The organism is Pseudoalteromonas sp. SCQQ13 (assembly GCF_015864415.1).
Taxonomy (GTDB): domain Bacteria; phylum Pseudomonadota; class Gammaproteobacteria; order Enterobacterales; family Alteromonadaceae; genus Pseudoalteromonas; species Pseudoalteromonas nigrifaciens.
Window position 1 is genome coordinate 128,011 of sequence record NZ_JADYXG010000009.1, and the last position, 16,144, is coordinate 144,154.

Annotated in this window: 14 protein-coding genes and 1 pseudogene; 4 read left to right on the plus strand and 11 right to left on the minus strand. The window is 41.3% G+C overall.

From position 1 onward, the window contains the following. Entirely contained in the window at positions 1-1,908 is a 1,908-nt protein-coding gene (locus tag I6F41_RS09290) for a DUF1800 domain-containing protein (RefSeq protein ID WP_197108255.1), read from the minus strand. Positions 1,909-2,078: 170 nt separating this feature from the next. Here I6F41_RS09290 and I6F41_RS09295 point away from each other — a divergent pair, with 170 nt between their 5' ends. After that, entirely contained in the window at positions 2,079-2,294 is a 216-nt protein-coding gene (locus I6F41_RS09295; protein ID WP_011328869.1) for a hypothetical protein, read from the plus strand. Between the two features lie 135 nt (positions 2,295-2,429). Here the strand turns inward: I6F41_RS09295 and I6F41_RS09300 are convergent, their stop codons facing one another. Together I6F41_RS09300 and I6F41_RS09305 are read right to left on the minus strand one after the other, a co-directional pair. Then, positions 2,430-3,560, minus strand: coding sequence for an S-(hydroxymethyl)glutathione dehydrogenase/class III alcohol dehydrogenase (locus tag I6F41_RS09300; RefSeq protein WP_011328870.1), 1,131 nt, complete (start codon positions 3,558-3,560; stop codon positions 2,430-2,432). Positions 3,561-3,695: 135 nt separating this feature from the next. Then, complete coding sequence (locus I6F41_RS09305; RefSeq protein ID WP_179807881.1) at positions 3,696-4,022, minus strand: DMT family transporter; 327 nt, start codon at positions 4,020-4,022, stop codon at positions 3,696-3,698. 167 nt (positions 4,023-4,189) lie between these two features. Here I6F41_RS09305 and I6F41_RS09310 point away from each other — a divergent pair, with 167 nt between their 5' ends. After that, entirely contained in the window at positions 4,190-5,056 is an 867-nt protein-coding gene (locus I6F41_RS09310) for a LysR family transcriptional regulator (RefSeq protein WP_011328872.1), read from the plus strand. A gap of 75 nt (positions 5,057-5,131) precedes the next feature. On the opposite strand, the gene hrpB is transcribed toward I6F41_RS09310, so the two are convergent. Beyond that, the gene (hrpB, locus tag I6F41_RS09315) at positions 5,132-7,558 is read right to left on the minus strand and encodes an ATP-dependent helicase HrpB (protein ID WP_197108256.1); all 2,427 of its coding nucleotides are present in this window, start codon (positions 7,556-7,558) and stop codon (positions 5,132-5,134) included. 150 nt (positions 7,559-7,708) lie between these two features. Continuing rightward, positions 7,709-8,122, minus strand: coding sequence for a group II truncated hemoglobin (locus tag I6F41_RS09320; protein WP_182684397.1), 414 nt, complete (start codon positions 8,120-8,122; stop codon positions 7,709-7,711). A 264-nt stretch (positions 8,123-8,386) separates the two neighbouring features. Here I6F41_RS09320 and I6F41_RS09325 point away from each other — a divergent pair, with 264 nt between their 5' ends. Beyond that, positions 8,387-8,590 (plus strand): CsbD family protein, encoded by a 204-nt coding sequence (locus I6F41_RS09325; RefSeq protein ID WP_182684398.1) that lies wholly within the window; start codon positions 8,387-8,389, stop codon positions 8,588-8,590. A gap of 66 nt (positions 8,591-8,656) precedes the next feature. On the opposite strand, the pseudogene I6F41_RS18180 reads toward I6F41_RS09325, so the two are convergent. The 3 genes and pseudogenes from I6F41_RS18180 to I6F41_RS09335 all read right to left on the minus strand — a co-directional run. Then, positions 8,657-8,782: pseudogene (locus I6F41_RS18180) on the minus strand (IS256 family transposase); the annotation flags it as partial. Beyond that, positions 8,761-9,384 carry a hypothetical protein gene (locus I6F41_RS09330; protein ID WP_331460881.1) on the minus strand — a complete coding sequence of 208 codons (624 nt, stop codon included), beginning with the start codon at positions 9,382-9,384 and terminating at the stop codon, positions 8,761-8,763. The gene I6F41_RS09330 and the pseudogene I6F41_RS18180, both read right to left, overlap by 22 nt. Before the next feature lie 188 nt (positions 9,385-9,572). After that, entirely contained in the window at positions 9,573-10,547 is a 975-nt protein-coding gene (locus I6F41_RS09335; protein WP_197108257.1) for a transposase, read from the minus strand. A 171-nt stretch (positions 10,548-10,718) separates the two neighbouring features. Between I6F41_RS09335 and I6F41_RS09340 the strand changes: the two genes are divergently transcribed. Beyond that, complete coding sequence (locus I6F41_RS09340; protein ID WP_011328878.1) at positions 10,719-11,207, plus strand: Sbal_3080 family lipoprotein; 489 nt, start codon at positions 10,719-10,721, stop codon at positions 11,205-11,207. Positions 11,208-11,342: 135 nt separating this feature from the next. Here I6F41_RS09340 and metH read toward each other — a convergent pair whose 3' ends face one another. Genes metH through metA form a run of 3 tightly spaced genes read right to left on the minus strand, consistent with a single transcriptional unit; the run spans position 11,343 to position 16,002 of the window. Next, positions 11,343-13,973 (minus strand): methionine synthase, encoded by a 2,631-nt coding sequence (gene metH / locus I6F41_RS09345; RefSeq protein ID WP_011328879.1) that lies wholly within the window; start codon positions 13,971-13,973, stop codon positions 11,343-11,345. A 12-nt stretch (positions 13,974-13,985) separates the two neighbouring features. Continuing rightward, positions 13,986-15,065, minus strand: a complete 1,080-nt coding sequence (locus tag I6F41_RS09350) for a homocysteine S-methyltransferase family protein (protein WP_011328880.1) — start codon at positions 15,063-15,065, stop codon at positions 13,986-13,988. After that, positions 15,055-16,002, minus strand: a complete 948-nt coding sequence (gene metA / locus I6F41_RS09355; RefSeq protein ID WP_182684505.1) for a homoserine O-acetyltransferase MetA — start codon at positions 16,000-16,002, stop codon at positions 15,055-15,057. The genes I6F41_RS09350 and metA overlap by 11 nt, the downstream gene beginning before the upstream one ends. Positions 16,003-16,144 lie beyond the last annotated feature (142 nt).

A 16,144-nucleotide genomic window follows, 5' to 3' on the forward strand; every position in this document is an offset into this window, starting at 1 on the left:
CTAATACTGCAAATTAAATTCAGGTGAAATAGCAATCATATAAAGTAAATACGATACCCGCTGACGATCTTGATTATCAATAAAATAGGCACTTAAATCGAGTAACGCCTGGCGTGTTTCGTGGCTCATTGAACCGGCAAAATACAACACATTGTACTGTTCAAGTAACGACTCTATGCCATAATTTTTTAGATGGTTCATATCGTTTTTAATATAGACGTATAGTAATTTTGGACTTAAAGATGTTTTTCCTTCAGCCGCATTCCACACTAAATCTGCAAAGTGCTTATTCATTATGCCAATTATTGTAGAGTCATTTGCTATTTGTAACTCTGGAGCAACTAAGCCATCACTACGTAAATAAACAGGTTGGTAATCGGGCCTGTAAAAGTTAAATACTGAGGGCGACTTCATTGGCCCCTGTCCATAGGTATTGTATAAACCCCACGTGTTGTAATAACCGTTACCGGTTTTAGCATCTAGATTTCGCCAAAACTGTATTGTGGTTATCAGTGGCTCTTTTAGTTTCCCTTGATAATTTAAAACACTGCCAAAATGGCGTGCCTCATCATCTAAATAAATAGCCTTTATTACCGCGGCTAAATCTCCTCGTACTCCAGCGCCGTTATCATTAAAAACACGAGCAACACGGGTAACATATTGCGGTGTTGGGTTTGAGGTAATTAAACGCTGTATGAGTTGTTTACTAATAAATGGCGCTACATTATTGTGATTAAATAGGTTATCGAGCGCTATTTGCAGTGTTTCTTCTGGTCCGTAGCCCTCGGGGATAATTTCGCCATTTAACAATGTTTTTTGTTTACTAGAGTGATACTCGCTAAACGCTTTCATTGGATTTACATAATCACGTTTTTTTTTCTTAAAAGTTTCACTAGCTGCAAATGTCCACCCAGTAAAAACGCGCGCAAATCCTTCTATTTGAGCCTGACCGTAGGTGGCAATTGTATTACCTTGCGCATCAAGCTTTGGAGTAGCGTCTAAATTTAACTCTTCAAGGCCTATTGTAAATAACTGCATTACTTCGCGGGCGTAGTTTTCATCTGGGCGAATATTAAGCTCATCATTTGCCTTTTCATTCCCTAAATGGCTTAAAAAAGTACCCATAATTGGCGACAGCGTTACGTCTTCTAGTAGCTCTCTATAGTTACCAAAAGCATGTTTAAGCAAAATATCGTAGTAAGTGATCATGCCCTCGGGCTGATTACCTACATTACTACTTGCATCCGATACAACCAATATTTGACTCAATGCAAAGGCAACACGTTGGCGTAGTTGATCGTCGCTATGCAACACCCCCTTCCACCACGCATCAATCCTATTAATATACTGAAATTTGTTTTCATCAGGGCTTTTCACTAAATAGCTACGATGGTAGTTAATTGGTAACGCCATTTGTTGCTCAAGCCACTGCTGTTCGCTTAACCCTTGAGCTTGGCGTATTTCACTTAATGTGGGGCCCATACTGCCTTGCTGTAATATACGTGCGGCAGCAGTTTCATCCATACTATTACGCGCAACAAAACTCACAGTTTTAACGTTGGTAGCCCCTTCATTATCGGTTGCCGTTACGCTAAAAGCGTACTCCATTGCTGCATGACTTTGCGCATCTGGTAAAGTAATAGTGATACTACTGGCATTTACAGGTGCATTAAGTACTTTAAGCCCCGCAGTTTGTTCCCACACAACACTACTGATAACGCCATCGGCATCGCCAACTGTTGCATTTAAATCAATAGTTTGACCTTTAACTATATCGTTTTTGATATTGGTTATTGATAGGGAGGGGATTTTATTTGTGCTTATAACTGGTGTCTCACCTGAGCCAGAGCCACCGCAAGCACTGATAAAAAAAGCAGAGCTTGCTAGTAAAAAAGTTCTATAGTACATGTAAATTTGTTCTCACCTTTAATTAAAGCACAACAGTGCTTACTGCAATTAACACATCAATTGAAACATAAAAATTACATACTTACTCTTTATTTTTTGTAACCGAAACTTGACTAATTAGCAAAAATGCACAAACTACGGGGGTTAAACTAGCCTGAGCCTTATTATTTATGAAAACAGAAATTAGCTATCGTTTTGAATCTTCTCAAGTTGCCAACCGATTTATACATCTACTTAAAAATTGGCCCATTAATGATGTAAAAACAAAATTATTTAATGGCGGCAATTGCGTAAAGGTTAATTATGACTATGACGAGAGTGGTTTTGACTACACAGTTGCAGAGCTTGACGATTTAGCCGAAACACACGGCGGTAAAGAAATTTAAAAACAATGTTTTTATATTTTGAAGTGTTTTTGGCTGGATCTACTTTTTTAAAACTGATGGATTGTTGATTAGTAACTATAAATTAAACAAAAAAAGCACTATGGTTTAATTAAACCATAGTGCTGCTGTTTATCGTTATTTATCGAAATGAATAACAGTGCGAATACTTTCGCCTCTGCGCATTAAATCGAACGATTCGTTAATATCTTCAAGTCCCATTGTATGGGTAATAAAGTCACTTAACTTAAATTCACCCGCTAAATAACGTTCTACATAATCAGGTAATTCGCTGCGACCTTTAACCCCACCAAATGCTGAACCTCTCCATACTCTACCCGTTACCAATTGGAACGGACGGGTTGAAATTTCTTGCCCCGCACCAGCAACACCAATAACCACAGACTCGCCCCAGCCTTTATGGCAGCACTCTAGCGCAGAGCGCATTAGGTTAACATTACCAATACACTCAAACGAGTAATCAACACCGCCATCGGTCAACTCTACAATTACATCTTGAATTGGTTTGTCGTAGTCTTTAGGGTTAATAAAGTCGGTAGCGCCTAGTTTTTTTGCTAATTCAAACTTACTTTCGTTAATATCTATAGCAATAATTCGGCTCGCTTTAGCCATAGTTGCACCAATAACTGCCGACAAGCCTATGCCACCAAGGCCAAATATGGCTACTGTTGCGCCTTCTTCAACTTTTGCTGTATTCATTACCGCGCCCATACCGGTTGTAACACCACAGCCTAATAAACACACCTCTTCTAATGGTGCAGATTTATTAACTTTTGCTAACGAAATTTCTGGTAATACCGTGTATTCAGAGAAAGTTGAACAACCCATATAATGAAAAATTGGCTGTCCGTCTTTGTAAAAACGAGTGGTGCCATCAGGCATTAAGCCTTTACCTTGAGTTTCACGAATTTTTTGACACAAGTTAGTTTTACCCGATAAACAAAACTTACACTCGCCACACTCTGGTGTATATAAAGGAATAACGTGATCCCCAACTTTTACACTCGTTACGCCCTCGCCAACTTGCTCAACGATACCACCGCCTTCGTGGCCTAAAATAACCGGAAAAATCCCTTCAGGATCATCGCCAGACAAAGTAAAAGCATCGGTATGACAAACTCCAGAGGCAATAACTTTAACTAATACTTCGCCCTTGCGCGGCAGCATTACGTCAATTTCTTCGATAGATAAAGGCTGTTTTGGACCCCATGCTATGGCGGCTTTCGATTTTATAAACTTATCTGACATCTCGTTCTCTCTTAATTAATAAATTATTTAATATAAATGAACGTAAACACGTATTTTAGTTTAGTTCAGTTACCTTAATAATGCGCTGCTGCATATTATTTTTGGCTTAGAATTATGCTATTCATTTTAAAGCAATTAATGGCTATGCCCTTGCGATAGGTTAATCATTGCAATGCCTATGGCCACCAATGCCATTCCTAACCAAGTGGATAGTTCTAAATGCTGTTTATATACAAGGGTAGATAGTAGCGTAACGGTAACAATAGCTAACCCTGCCCACATCGCATGCACAATACCTACAGGCATGCCTTTCATTGCTTGGCCTAAAAAAACAAACGCAGCCAAATGGCCCAATAACACCACTATGCTGGGCAGTAACCTAGTAAAGCCATCTGTTTGTTTTAATGCCACATGCGACATTGCTTCTGCAATAACACCTAAAAATAAAAATACCCAACTCATATTTTTTCCTATTTATTTTGCGAGCTGTTGTATTAATGTCGATAACGTTATATCGACGATTTAACTTATTCACAGCATGTTTGTGTTGATGGCTGCTATTATATTTGTTTCTGTAAAAATGATAATATGCTATTTTTGAAATTAACTTGTACATATAGGTAACAATCATGCAATGGGAAGGTATTAGTGAATTTGTACACGTTGCTGAAAATGCCAGCTTTACGCAAGCCTCAAAAAAAATGGCAATATCTACAGCGCAAGTAAGCAGGCAAATTAGTGCGCTCGAAAACCGGCTGAATGTGAAGCTGTTTTATCGTACTACGCGCAAAGTGTCGTTAACTGAAGAAGGCCGAGTGTTTTATCAGCATTGCCGCAGTGTGCTTGATGGCTTAGATGCTGCAGAGCGGGCTATAACTAATTTACAAACAACGCCCCAAGGTAAAATAAAGCTTACGGCTTCGGTAACTTATGGAGAGCAGCAAGTACTGCCTTTGGTTTCTGACTTTATGCTGCAATATAGTGAGGTCGCGGTTTCTGCTTACTTGAGTAATCAACAAATTGACTTAGTTGAAGGCGGATACGATTTAGCTATACGTATTGGTAAGCTGGCCGACTCGTCAATGATGGCAAAAAAACTCGGAACCAGAACCAGTTATGTGTGCGCATCGCCAGAATATCTGGAAAAACACGGCATACCACATGCAATTTCTGAACTGAGTAAACATAGTTGCCTACTAGGCACGCTTGATTATTGGCACTTTATGGAATCGGGAAAAGAAAAAAACATTCGCGTTGCCGGTAAGCTAAGATACAACAGTGGCTATAGCCTAGCGGATGCAGCATTAAAAGGATTAGGAATAGTACAACTGCCCGATTACTACGTGCAAAATCACCTGCAAAGTGGTGAACTAATTACCTTATTAGATAGCTATCGGGTGCCTGATGAAGGCATTTGGGCCATATACCCTCATAATCGTCACTTATCGCCAAAAATAAGGTTATTGGTCGACTATTTAGCAAAGCATCTTAGTTAGTATTTACGTATTTGAATAATATTAATCTCGAATTTAACTGTGAGGTTAATATTATTACTTCAACTAAGTACACGCTCACATTTTACTTTTCACTTTGTTAGTTGCAATACTGGTTGCAGGGCTATCGGGCCAAAAATGCTTGGGGTAACGCCCTTTCATTTCTTTTTGTACATCGCGATAACTGGTATTCCAAAAGTGCGCTAAATCTTGAGTAAGTTGCAACGAGCGTTTCCCCGGCGACAATAACTCCATCAGCAGTGGCAATTTCCCCTGCGCCAACAACGGCGTGCTGGTCATACCGTATACTTCTTGCATACGTACACTGAGCTTTGCAGGGCCTTCAAGCTGATATTCAATCCTAATATTAGAGCCGCTCGCTACCGTTAAACGCAGTGGCAGTAAGCTTTTTAAGGCACTTTGTTGTTGCCAGTCAAAACAGTTTTGTAATGCCTCAAAGTAGTTAAGCTTTTTAAGCTGCTCCAGAGTTTTAATATCTTGTAAAAATACACCTAGCCACTGCGGTGCCGTTTGAATAAGTTGTTGCTCGTTAATTTTCGGAAACTTTTCGCTCATTAGTTTACTTGCTAAGCTCATTCTAATTAATAGTTGCTCAGCGTCTTTTTGTTCATTAAACAGTGCAAAGCCATGTTTAGTAAATAAATTTAACCATGCTTTGGCGCGCTCACTTTTATCGAGTTTTTGCGCACTTGGCTGGCTAGTAAGGGTAATAGCGCCCAGTTTCACTTCGTCTTGATGGGTAAAGCGTGCGGTTTTTTCATCAAACTCACAGCGAGTTTGCATGCTAAATAAATGCGGCAAATAAGCTTGCAGCTCAAATGGGCTAAGTGATGTGGCACTAAAAATACGCCCGCCTTTGTGCCCGCCCATAGTGGCAATTGCAAGGTAGTCGTCGTTATGCCAGTAATCGCGGTTTAGCTCAGCGCCTGCACCATTGGCAAGTAAGTATCCACTGCCACGCTTTTTCGCGATTCGATCGGGGTAAGCAAGCGCCACCAGCAAGCTTAAGTGCTCGGTATTTAAATCGCCATTTGACTCTTTTACTTTTAAGCGACTTTGCCAATATTTTAATTGCTGCTTGAATACCGGATGTGGCCGTTGTTGTTGGCTATGCAGCGCTAAGCTTAGCTCATTAGCAGTATTAACTCGGCTTTCAAGTAATGCCACCAAATAAATAGCGAGTCGATAAATACCGGGGAGCGCTTGCTCTAATGCCTGCGCTTTTAATAGCATATGCGCCAAACGAATATCAGCGCCAAAGCCTAACATTTTACTGCCCAGCGGTGTGAGCTTACCTTTGCTGTCTATGGCTTCAAGCATGCTAAGTAAGTTACTTGCCTGTATGCCTTGCTGCTCGGTAGGCTTATCAAGCAAGGTTAGCTCCTCAATGCTTGTCCCCCACTGCTTAGCTTCTAGCATTAGTTGGCTTATGTCTGATGTGAGTATTTCGGGATTGTCGTGACTATTACGGCGCTCAAAAGTTTGCTTAGAGCCAAGCCTATAAACCACACCTGGCTCTATTCGCCCTGCACGCCCTGCACGCTGCACTGCCGATGAGCGCGATATGCTTTGTGTTGTGAGTTCAGTAACACCGGTTTTTAAATTAAAGGTCGCGGCGCGGCGTTTACCGCTATCAATCACAATCCTTATGCCTTCAATGGTTAAGCTAGTTTCGGCCACATTGGTAGTAAGTACCACCTTGCGCATCCCTTCAGGCGCAGGAGCAATAGCTGCTTGCTGGTTGGCTTTATCTTGCTCGCCAAATAGCGTTGCCACTATACAATTGTTTGGTAAGTCAGTGAGTGCTTGTTGTACCCTGAGTATTTCGTGCTGCCCTGGTAAAAACACCAACGCGCTGCCTGTTTGCTCACTCAGTGCTTGTTTTATAATAGTGGGGATTGCATCAAGCCAGCGGCTTTCATCTTTTATGGGTATATATACTTCATCTATTGGATAGCTGCGCCCATTTGATTGAATTACAGGGCAAGCAAAAAACTCAGTGTAGCGCTGGGTATCAAGGGTTGCCGACATCAACATTATGGTTAAATCTTCGCGCAGCGCACTTTGGGTCTCTAACGCAAATGCCAATGAAGTATCGGCTGCAATAGAGCGCTCATGAAACTCATCAAATATCAGTAAATCAACATCGCTAAGCTCAGGATCGTTTTGCAGCATGCGGGTAAGCATACCTTCGGTAACTATTTCAAGGCGCGTATTAACACTTACTTTGCTCTCACCTCTTATACGCAGGCCAACACTTTGGCCAACACTCTCGTTTTGACACTTTGCCAAGTAACTAGCAATATTACGCGCAGCTAAACGACGCGGCTCTAGCATTACAATACGTTTAAAGTGCCCGTCGCGCATAAGTTGCAGCGGCAACCAAGTAGACTTACCTGCACCCGGCGGCGCTTGCAGTAGCGTAATTGGGTTGCTTTGTAATGTTATTACGAGTTGTTGATATATGTTTTGAACCGGCAGCACAGCTATTTACCCTAAATTGCTTTACCGGCATTGTAACAAAAAACCGCAGCGTGACTGCGGTTGATGTTTAATAATTAATACTCTTTTACAAGCAACTAAGCTCATATAGGTTGCCCATTAGCTACCCACTTTCTACCTATTAACTCTCTACTAGCTACCCGATACCATTCTAATTCGCTCTGCGGGTACGCGCAATTGCTGCATTAAATACACTTTAAACGACTCTGCATAAGGCTGATCATCTACGGCTTTTTGCATGCATAATAGCCAAGCTTCACTTTCGGCAACGCCTACCGCCAAGTGTTTATGCGCCTGTGGAATGTTAATGCTGCCAAAATGATCCGCGTACAGCTTAGGGCCGCCCATCCAACCTGACAAAAAGTAAGCTAACTTTTTACGCGACTGCGACAAGTCTTTACTGTGCATATCTCTTATGTGCTTAGCCTCTTTTAACTGTTGCATATAATCATAAAATGCATCAACCAGCTGGGTAATACCTACTAACTCCCCCGCCATTTTGTAAGAGCAATCTCCTACGCCATATTCACACACTTTAGTATCCATAACTCACTCATACCGTCTGTTTTATCGCAACATAATAACTTAAAACCTATATTGGATAAGCAATTATTACAAACTGCTATGTATATTTTGTATGCATTTAAAGAAGGGCCACATAATTACACCCACCTTTTAGCCTTACTCTATTTATGATTGATCTTAAGCTACTGATATTAATTACAAAAAATATTTATACTTTTTTTGGTATACGACTTGCTACTTTATAGTTGACTGTTAATTTCACTAATCTAAAGTAAGGAGCTACTTATGAACAGCGATCGTATCAAAGGTAATTGGAAAGAACTTAAAGGTAAAGCGCAACGTAAATGGGGCGAAATAACCGACGATGATTTAGATAAAATTGAAGGTAGCCGCAAAGAGTTAGTTGGCAAAATTCAACAGCAATACGGTAAGTCGAAAGAAGAAGCCGAACGCGAAGTTGATGAATTTGAAAAAGACCATTCATTTTAGCTATTAGCTACTTAAAAATAACCGCCATTGTTGAGGGCGTTCAGAATTCTGTGTCAGCTTAAATTGCTAAATATCTAGCACACCATCTAACCTACCTTCGAAGTGGATGGCCAATTGCGACAATGTCAGATTCCAGTTATGGATTGGCATTGTCCATTTCTTTGAGGCATTTAATATGCCTGTAACACATAACTATAACGACCATTTTTAAACGTATAATTATGATTGCCACCACTGCCTTCAAATGTAATATCGCCATTTAGTAAAACCATATCAGGCTTGTCGCTTGGCTTTTTATCAATACCCCACGCTGCATAACGAAAATTATGATCGCCTAAATCATCAACACGAATATGGTAGTTAGCTGTTTTCCAATCAAGTACTGGCTTTTCAAAAGTATTGATACTTGCATGCAAAGATTGCTTACCTTGTTTTATTAAGCTTTTAGCAAGTGCCTGCTCTTTAGCGTTTTGGGTATTTACAGCAATAATTTTACCGTCGGTATCTACCCACATAACGCCGTTATTGAGCATAATACCGCGCCAACCTACACTATCCCAATCGGTATCAATGTTTGAACTGGCAATAACTGCGGTGAGTTCATCGTCAAACACTTCATCAAAGCGGTTAATAAGCTCAGCCTCATCTTTAATGTCAGGTATAGGATATCGTCGTTTTAATGGGTAATAAACAAGCGAGGTAATAGCTGCTTTATCGTCACCCTCAAAGGCAGCAATAACAGGTAAAGTGAACTCGTGATATTTTTGCTCAAGAGAACATAGAATGACACCCACCCTAATAATTAATCCCTTTGATGTTTATCTAAATAAACATTGCTGAGCTTAAAACCCTATTAGCTTTAACAATCTCTCTGCTTATTTAAATAATATTCAAATAACGCTGTTTTTATTCATTTTTAGGCATGCGAAATACTCTGCTTTCACAGTGAGAGGGAATTACGGAGAGTTTTTGAAGTGAAATTTTAAGCCAGTAGCTTTTCGCAGTTACTAATGTTGGCGCGCCGCTTTCTGTTTAGGTGTTCGCAGTATCCTTCGTGCGACGCTGGGCGACCTACTGCGCCATGAAATACGCGACTAAATTGTGTGGTGAGTTTTAGCCAGTTTTCGGGGGTAATGTTTACTCTTTGTAACAGGGGTAAAGTGCTGCTTTCGATATAGCCTGCTTTACCTTCGCGTATACAACGCCCGGTTAATTCTACTAGTTCAAGGTAAGATTTAAGCGCAAAGGGTAATCCTTTTGCCATGTGCTTTTTTGATTTACCTGAAAAGCGCAGGAGTTGCTTCGGTTGCTTACCTGCAGTGGCACTTTCAATGCGTATTTTTACGCTGGTATGCTCTGATGTTTCTGGTGTTGTTGATGCCTTTGCTCTTATTGGGTTTAAATCAACATATGCCATACAGGCGATTAATGCCGCTTCATCTAAGAGGGCTTGTGATTTAAAGCGTCCCTCCCAAAACCGTCCGGTACAGTTATCTTCTTTATTAGCTCTGCGCGCAATGTCTTCATTTAATAGCCGCATAAACCAACTGATATTAGCTAAGCGTTCTCGGTATTCAATGATTGTTTCATTTAGAAAGAGCCATTCAATTTTGCTTAGCTCTTCGCCTTGCAGGTATTTGTTAGTGTGTACAGTGCCTTTACAAAGCCTGTGCCACCGCTGAATAATGGCTTTATCGGTTAGTCGCTTGGCTTTTTTATCATCAACATAGAGTACTAAATGAGTGTGATTGCTCATTACTGCATACGCGCACACATCGATACAAAATACGTTAGCGAAGGCAAGTAATTTGCTTTCAACCCACTCTCTGCGATGTTCATACGATTGATTAGTAAAGTTGTCTACGCCGCATAAAAATGCACGGCGTACACAGCGCGAAATACAGTGATAGTATTTTGTATCGACCAAACTAACCTGACGTTTTCTTGCGATAGCCATGTGACACCCTGCTTAATTATTGCACTAAACAGAGCATAGTTAATTACACTGATATTACAAATATTAAGGTGGGTGTCTGTTCAATTTGTTACAAATATTAAGGTGGGTGTCTGTTTAATTTTTACCATGGTATTATTTATAAGATCTATATAATTATTGGAAATTAATTTAATGTTAAGATGCTTCACCGCTATATCTACAATATTGTTACTCTCTGGTTGTGCTAACAATGCAATTGTTGAGCTTCAAAAACTAGATTCAAAAAGTTTAACAAACAAAAATATACAAATAATCGATGATGGTAAAACTAAAGATTCAATTAAACATATCATTGCTGGCAAGTTAGATAAATACGGCTTTAAATATCAAATTGTCGATATTTCACAGTCTAACTCTAACGTAACAAATAACCCTAAGCTGACTTACTCTGCAAACTGGTGGTGGGACATGGCTAGTTATATGCGCTATTTGAACATTGAGATAAAAGACAACAGCCAAACTATCGCACTGGTAAAAATTGACACCGTGAAGTGTGGTGGTTTTGACAAGTTTGGTTCAGCCCAACGACGCACTGAGATCACCTTAGATTTACTCCTAAGTGACTTGAGCAAAGAAGAAGCCAATGAACTGATTTGTCTTGGTGGCCAACCCAAAAACTAATCTAAAAAATTGAATAATAAAATTAATGTGTTGTGGCCAATTAATTCTAGACTCTGAATTAATTTGCCACAATAGTTGTTAAAAACGAGCCAAATTTGGCTCGTTTTTGTTTTACTGATAACTGACCGCTCCGCTCTATTCCGGATCATACCCTAAGTTAGGCGATAGCCACCTTTCAGCTTCCTCTAACGTCATATTGGTTCGTTTAGCGTAATCTTCAACCTGATCTTTTTGTACTGCGGCTACTGCGTAGTATTTTGCCTCTGGGTGTGAGAAATACCAGCCCGAAACAGCAGCCCCTGGCCACATGGCGTACGAGCTGGTTAGCTGCATGCCAATACGTTTTTCGGTGTCGAGCAACTGCCAAATTTTCTTTTTCTCGGTGTGCTCTGGGCACGCTGGGTAGCCTGGCGCAGGGCGAATACCTTGGTAGTTTTCACGTATTAGCTCATCGTTTTCTAGGTTTTCATCTGGTGCAAAACCCCAGTATTCTTTACGTACTTGCTCGTGTAGGTACTCGGCAAACGCTTCGGCGAGCCTGTCGGCAACGGCTTTAATCATTATTTTGTTGTAGTCGTCTTGCTGGGCGTCAAACGCATTAGCTAGGTCGTCTTCTTCCAACCCCCCCGTTACTGCAAATGCGCCAAAGTAATCTGGCGTACCTTTTGGGGCTATGTAGTCGGCTAGGCAGTAGTTAGCAAAGTCGGTTTTTTCGGTTTGCTGGCGTAAATGGCACGAGGTAGTTAACACCTCTTTGCGTGTTTCGTCTGTGTATATTTCTATGTCGTCGCCAACGCGGTTTGCCGGAAATAAACCAATTACACCCAGTGGTTGCAAGCTGCCTGCTTTTTCAAGGTCGTCTAACATGTCGTTGGCGTCTTTAAATAAGCTTTGCGCTTGCTCGCCAACTACTTCATCGGTCATTATGCGCGGGTATTTACCAGCAATTGACCAGGTCATAAAGTATGGCGTCCAATCTATGTATTTACGCAGCGTAGTTATAGATACATTTTTAAACTCTTGCACGCCAAGCTGTTTAGGCACTGGTGGTGTGTAGTTATCCCAATCGAGTTTTGCGGCGTTATCGCGAGCACGCTGAATTGTCACTGGTTTTGAGCGTGGTTTTTTACGCGCTTGTTGCTCGCGTACTTTCACGTACTCGGCTTGTGTTTTTTCTAAAAAGTCACTTTTGTGCTCTTTCGATAATAAGTTTGAAACCACACCCACTGCACGGCTGGCGTTACTTACATACACTACGCCTTTATCGTACTGAGGCTCAATTTTAACGGCGGTGTGCGCTTTTGATGTAGTAGCACCACCAATTAACAGCGGCAGTTCAAAACCACGACGTTTCATTTCTTTGGCTACGTGTACCATTTCGTCAAGCGATGGGGTAATTAGCCCCGATAAACCAATAATATCAGCTTTTTCGTCGATTGCGGTTTGCAGTATTTTATCAGCAGGCACCATTACGCCTAAGTCGATTACTTCGTAGTTATTACATTGCAGTACTACGCCAACAATGTTTTTACCTATGTCGTGTACGTCGCCTTTTACTGTGGCCATTACAATTTTGCCGTTGGTTGAACCTTCTTCTTTCTCAAGCTCAATGTAGGGATCTAGGTAGGCTACGGCGCGCTTCATTACACGGGCCGATTTAACTACTTGTGGTAAAAACATTTTACCTGCACCAAATAAGTCACCTACTACGTTCATGCCGTCCATTAACGGGCCTTCAATTACGTGAATAGGTTTAGCGGCAGCAGCGCGGCACTCTTCGGTGTCTTCGTCTATAAAGGTAGTTATACCTTTAACAAGGGCATGTTCAAGGCGTTTTTCAACGCTCCAACTGCGCCATTCTAAATCTTCAACGCGCTCGGCTTGTGCCATACCTGAGTATTTAGGCGCAAGCTCTACTAAACGCTCGCCTGCACCGGGGTCAGTATTGAGTATTACGTCTGTAACGGCTTTGCGTAGCTCTTCTGGTATGTCGTCGTAAACGGCTAGTTGCCCCGCGTTAACAATCCCCATATCCATACCCGCTTGAATAGCGTGATATAAAAATACTGAGTGAATGGCTTCACGTACCGGGTTATTACCGCGAAACGAAAACGACACATTCGACACCCCACCCGACACTTTACAGTGCGGCAAGTTTTGCTTTATACGCCGTGTGCCTTCAATAAATTCGACCGCGTAGTTGTCGTGCTCTTCTATCCCTGTGGCTACAGCAAATATATTTGGGTCAAAAATAATGTCTTCGGGCGCAAAGCCAACTTCTTCTACTAATATTTTGTAGCTACGCTCACATATTTCAAACTTTCTATCGGCGGTAGCGGCTTGGCCGTCGGTGTCAAAGGCCATAACTACAGCCGCTGCACCAAAACGTTTAATGGTTTTGGCTTGACGAATAAACGGCTCTTCGCCTTCTTTTAACGAAATTGAGTTAACAATGGCTTTGCCTTGAATGCACTTTAAACCGGCTTCTATTACTTCCCATTTAGAGGAGTCGACCATGATAGGTACGCGAGAAATATCGGGTTCTGAGGCAATTAAATTTAAAAACTTAACCATGGCGGCTTTTGAATCCAACATGGCTTCGTCCATGTTTATATCAATTACCTGCGCGCCGTTTTCTACTTGTTCGCGAGCAACTGTTAACGCGGTTTCATAGTCTTCTTCCATGATCAAACGTTTAAACATGGCGGAGCCGGTTACATTGGTACGTTCGCCGACATTAGTAAATACTGCTATTTTTTGAGTCATGTTGGCGGCTCCTTAATTTAAGTTACAGGCTTCGAGGCCCGATAAACGCATGCGTACTTCAATTTCTGGCAACTGGCGTGGTTTAACGCCTTCAAGCCCTTTTGCAAAGGCGCGAATATGCGCAGGTGTGGTGCCGCAGCAACCACCTACAATATTAATAAAGCCCGACTTACCCCAATCAATAATTTCGGTTGCCATTTCTTTTGCTTCTAGGTCGTAGCCACCAAATTCGTTAGGCAAGCCTGCATTTGGATGCACAGAGGTAAAGGTTTCGCATACACGCGACAACTCTTGCACATATTGGCGCAGTAAATCTGGGCCTAAGGCGCAGTTAAGGCCTATAGAAAGCGGTTTAATATGGCGAATAGAGTTATAAAAGGCTTCGGTAGTTTGCCCCGAAAGCGTACGCCCAGAGGCATCGGTAATAGTGCCGGAGATCATAACTGGTAATGTGCGCCCTGCTTGCTCAAACGCTTCCTCTACTGCAAACGATGCAGCTTTAGCATTGAGGGTATCGAATATGGTTTCGATTAAAATAATATCGGCGCCACCTTCCATCAGTGCCAAGGTCGATTCTACATAGGCAGTAACTAAACGATCAAAGGTAACATTACGATAACCCGGATCGTTTACATCGGGCGACAATGAACAAGTTTTTGATGTTGGCCCAAGTACGCCCGCTACATAACGTGGTTTTTCGGGTGTTTTAGCACTAAACTCATCGCAAAGTAGCCGTGCCAATTTTGCCGACTCTAGGTTTATTTCACGGCTTAGATTAGCCATGTCGTAATCTTCCATCGAAATGGTGGTGGAGTTAAAGGTATTGGTTTCGATAATATCGGCACCGGCAGCTAAAAAGCTACGATGAATATCGGTAATTATTTTAGGCTGCGTAAGGCTTAGTAAATCGTTATTACCGCGAATAAGTACATGCCAATCTTTAAAGCGCTCACCGCGATAGTCTTGCTCTTCTAATTGGTGTGCTTGGATCATAGTGCCCATAGCGCCGTCTAAAATTAAAATTCGCTCTTTTAACGCTGCACTTAGTTCGTCGTGCTTATTTTGGTCATTATTAAGAGGGTTATTCGGCATAGTTGTTAGTCCTTACGTCTTGGCTAACTAAATTAATATCATAGGGTGTAGTTTGGTACACGTAATAATTTAACCAGTTCGAAAAAAGTAAAAAAGCATGGCTTTGCCACGTTTTTGAAGGTTGTTTAGTTGCATCATCATCTGGAAAGTAATTTTCGGGTTTGGGCGCATTGTCGCTTTTTTCGCAATCGCGTTGGTATTCAGCTTTTAACGAGTCGGCGTCATACTCTGGGTGGCCGGTAATAAACACTTGGCTGCCCGACTTATTTTTAACTAAGTAAGCACCTACTTTCTTAGAACCCGCTAGCACGACTAGTTCATTGCAAGCATTTATTTTATTTACATCTACATGGCCATAACGCGAATGCGGTACTAAAAAGGTGTCGTCAAAGCCGCGCGTTAACGCCCCATGTTCAAAATAACATTGGTGCGTAAATACGCCACACAGTTTATCGGTTTTTAAATCGCGCTTTATTTTATAATGATGATAAAGCGCTGCATGCGCTGCCCAACACGAAAAAAGTGTAGACGTAACATGCTGCTCAGCCCAATCTAAAATTGCGGTAAACTCATCCCAGTAAGCTACATCCTGGTACTCTAAATGCGCTAGCGGCGCGCCGGTAACTATTAATGCATCGTAGTTATTGTTTTTTACTTCTGAAAAATAACGATAAAAGGTGTCTAGGTGCTGCTCTGAATTACTGCTACTGCGATGAGTGTCTAGACGCAGTAGTTCTACATTTACTTGCAAGGGCGAATTGGCAAGCAAACGAATAAACTGTACTTCGGTTTCAACTTTATTAGGCATTAAATTAAGAATAGCCAAACGCATGGGGCGAATTTCTTGCGTTTTTGCACGAGTTTGTGGCATTACAAATACGTTTTCTTGGCGCAGGCGAGCAATAGCTGGTAGCTCGTCTTTTACTGTAATTGGCATCCTTTTACTCCTATTCATCAAAACCGAAAACTTATTATGAACAGATAAGAAAAAATATCAACCAATAGATGTATAGATGTCTAAATATCCAAATGAAATTTTTTCATCCTATTTTATAATCGTTTTTGCGCACTTTATAGTT

Excerpts from the sequence above, each read along its gene's own strand:
- metA (WP_182684505.1), bottom strand. The coding sequence starts at position 16,002 with ATGCCAATTACAGTAAAAGACGAGCTACCAGCTATTGCTCGCCTGCGC.
- I6F41_RS09300 (WP_011328870.1), bottom strand. The coding sequence starts at position 3,560 with ATGTCAGATAAGTTTATAAAATCGAAAGCCGCCATAGCATGGGGTCCA.
- I6F41_RS09325 (WP_182684398.1), top strand. The coding sequence starts at position 8,387 with ATGAACAGCGATCGTATCAAAGGTAATTGGAAAGAACTTAAAGGTAAA.
- I6F41_RS09340 (WP_011328878.1), top strand. The coding sequence starts at position 10,719 with ATGTTAAGATGCTTCACCGCTATATCTACAATATTGTTACTCTCTGGT.
- I6F41_RS09310 (WP_011328872.1), top strand. The coding sequence starts at position 4,190 with ATGCAATGGGAAGGTATTAGTGAATTTGTACACGTTGCTGAAAATGCC.
- I6F41_RS09305 (WP_179807881.1), bottom strand. The coding sequence starts at position 4,022 with ATGAGTTGGGTATTTTTATTTTTAGGTGTTATTGCAGAAGCAATGTCG.
- I6F41_RS09335 (WP_197108257.1), bottom strand. The coding sequence starts at position 10,547 with ATGGCTATCGCAAGAAAACGTCAGGTTAGTTTGGTCGATACAAAATAC.
- I6F41_RS09320 (WP_182684397.1), bottom strand. The coding sequence starts at position 8,122 with ATGGATACTAAAGTGTGTGAATATGGCGTAGGAGATTGCTCTTACAAA.
- I6F41_RS09295 (WP_011328869.1), top strand. The coding sequence starts at position 2,079 with ATGAAAACAGAAATTAGCTATCGTTTTGAATCTTCTCAAGTTGCCAAC.
- metH (WP_011328879.1), bottom strand. The coding sequence starts at position 13,973 with ATGACTCAAAAAATAGCAGTATTTACTAATGTCGGCGAACGTACCAAT.
- I6F41_RS09290 (WP_197108255.1), bottom strand. The coding sequence starts at position 1,908 with ATGTACTATAGAACTTTTTTACTAGCAAGCTCTGCTTTTTTTATCAGT.
- I6F41_RS09350 (WP_011328880.1), bottom strand. The coding sequence starts at position 15,065 with ATGCCGAATAACCCTCTTAATAATGACCAAAATAAGCACGACGAACTA.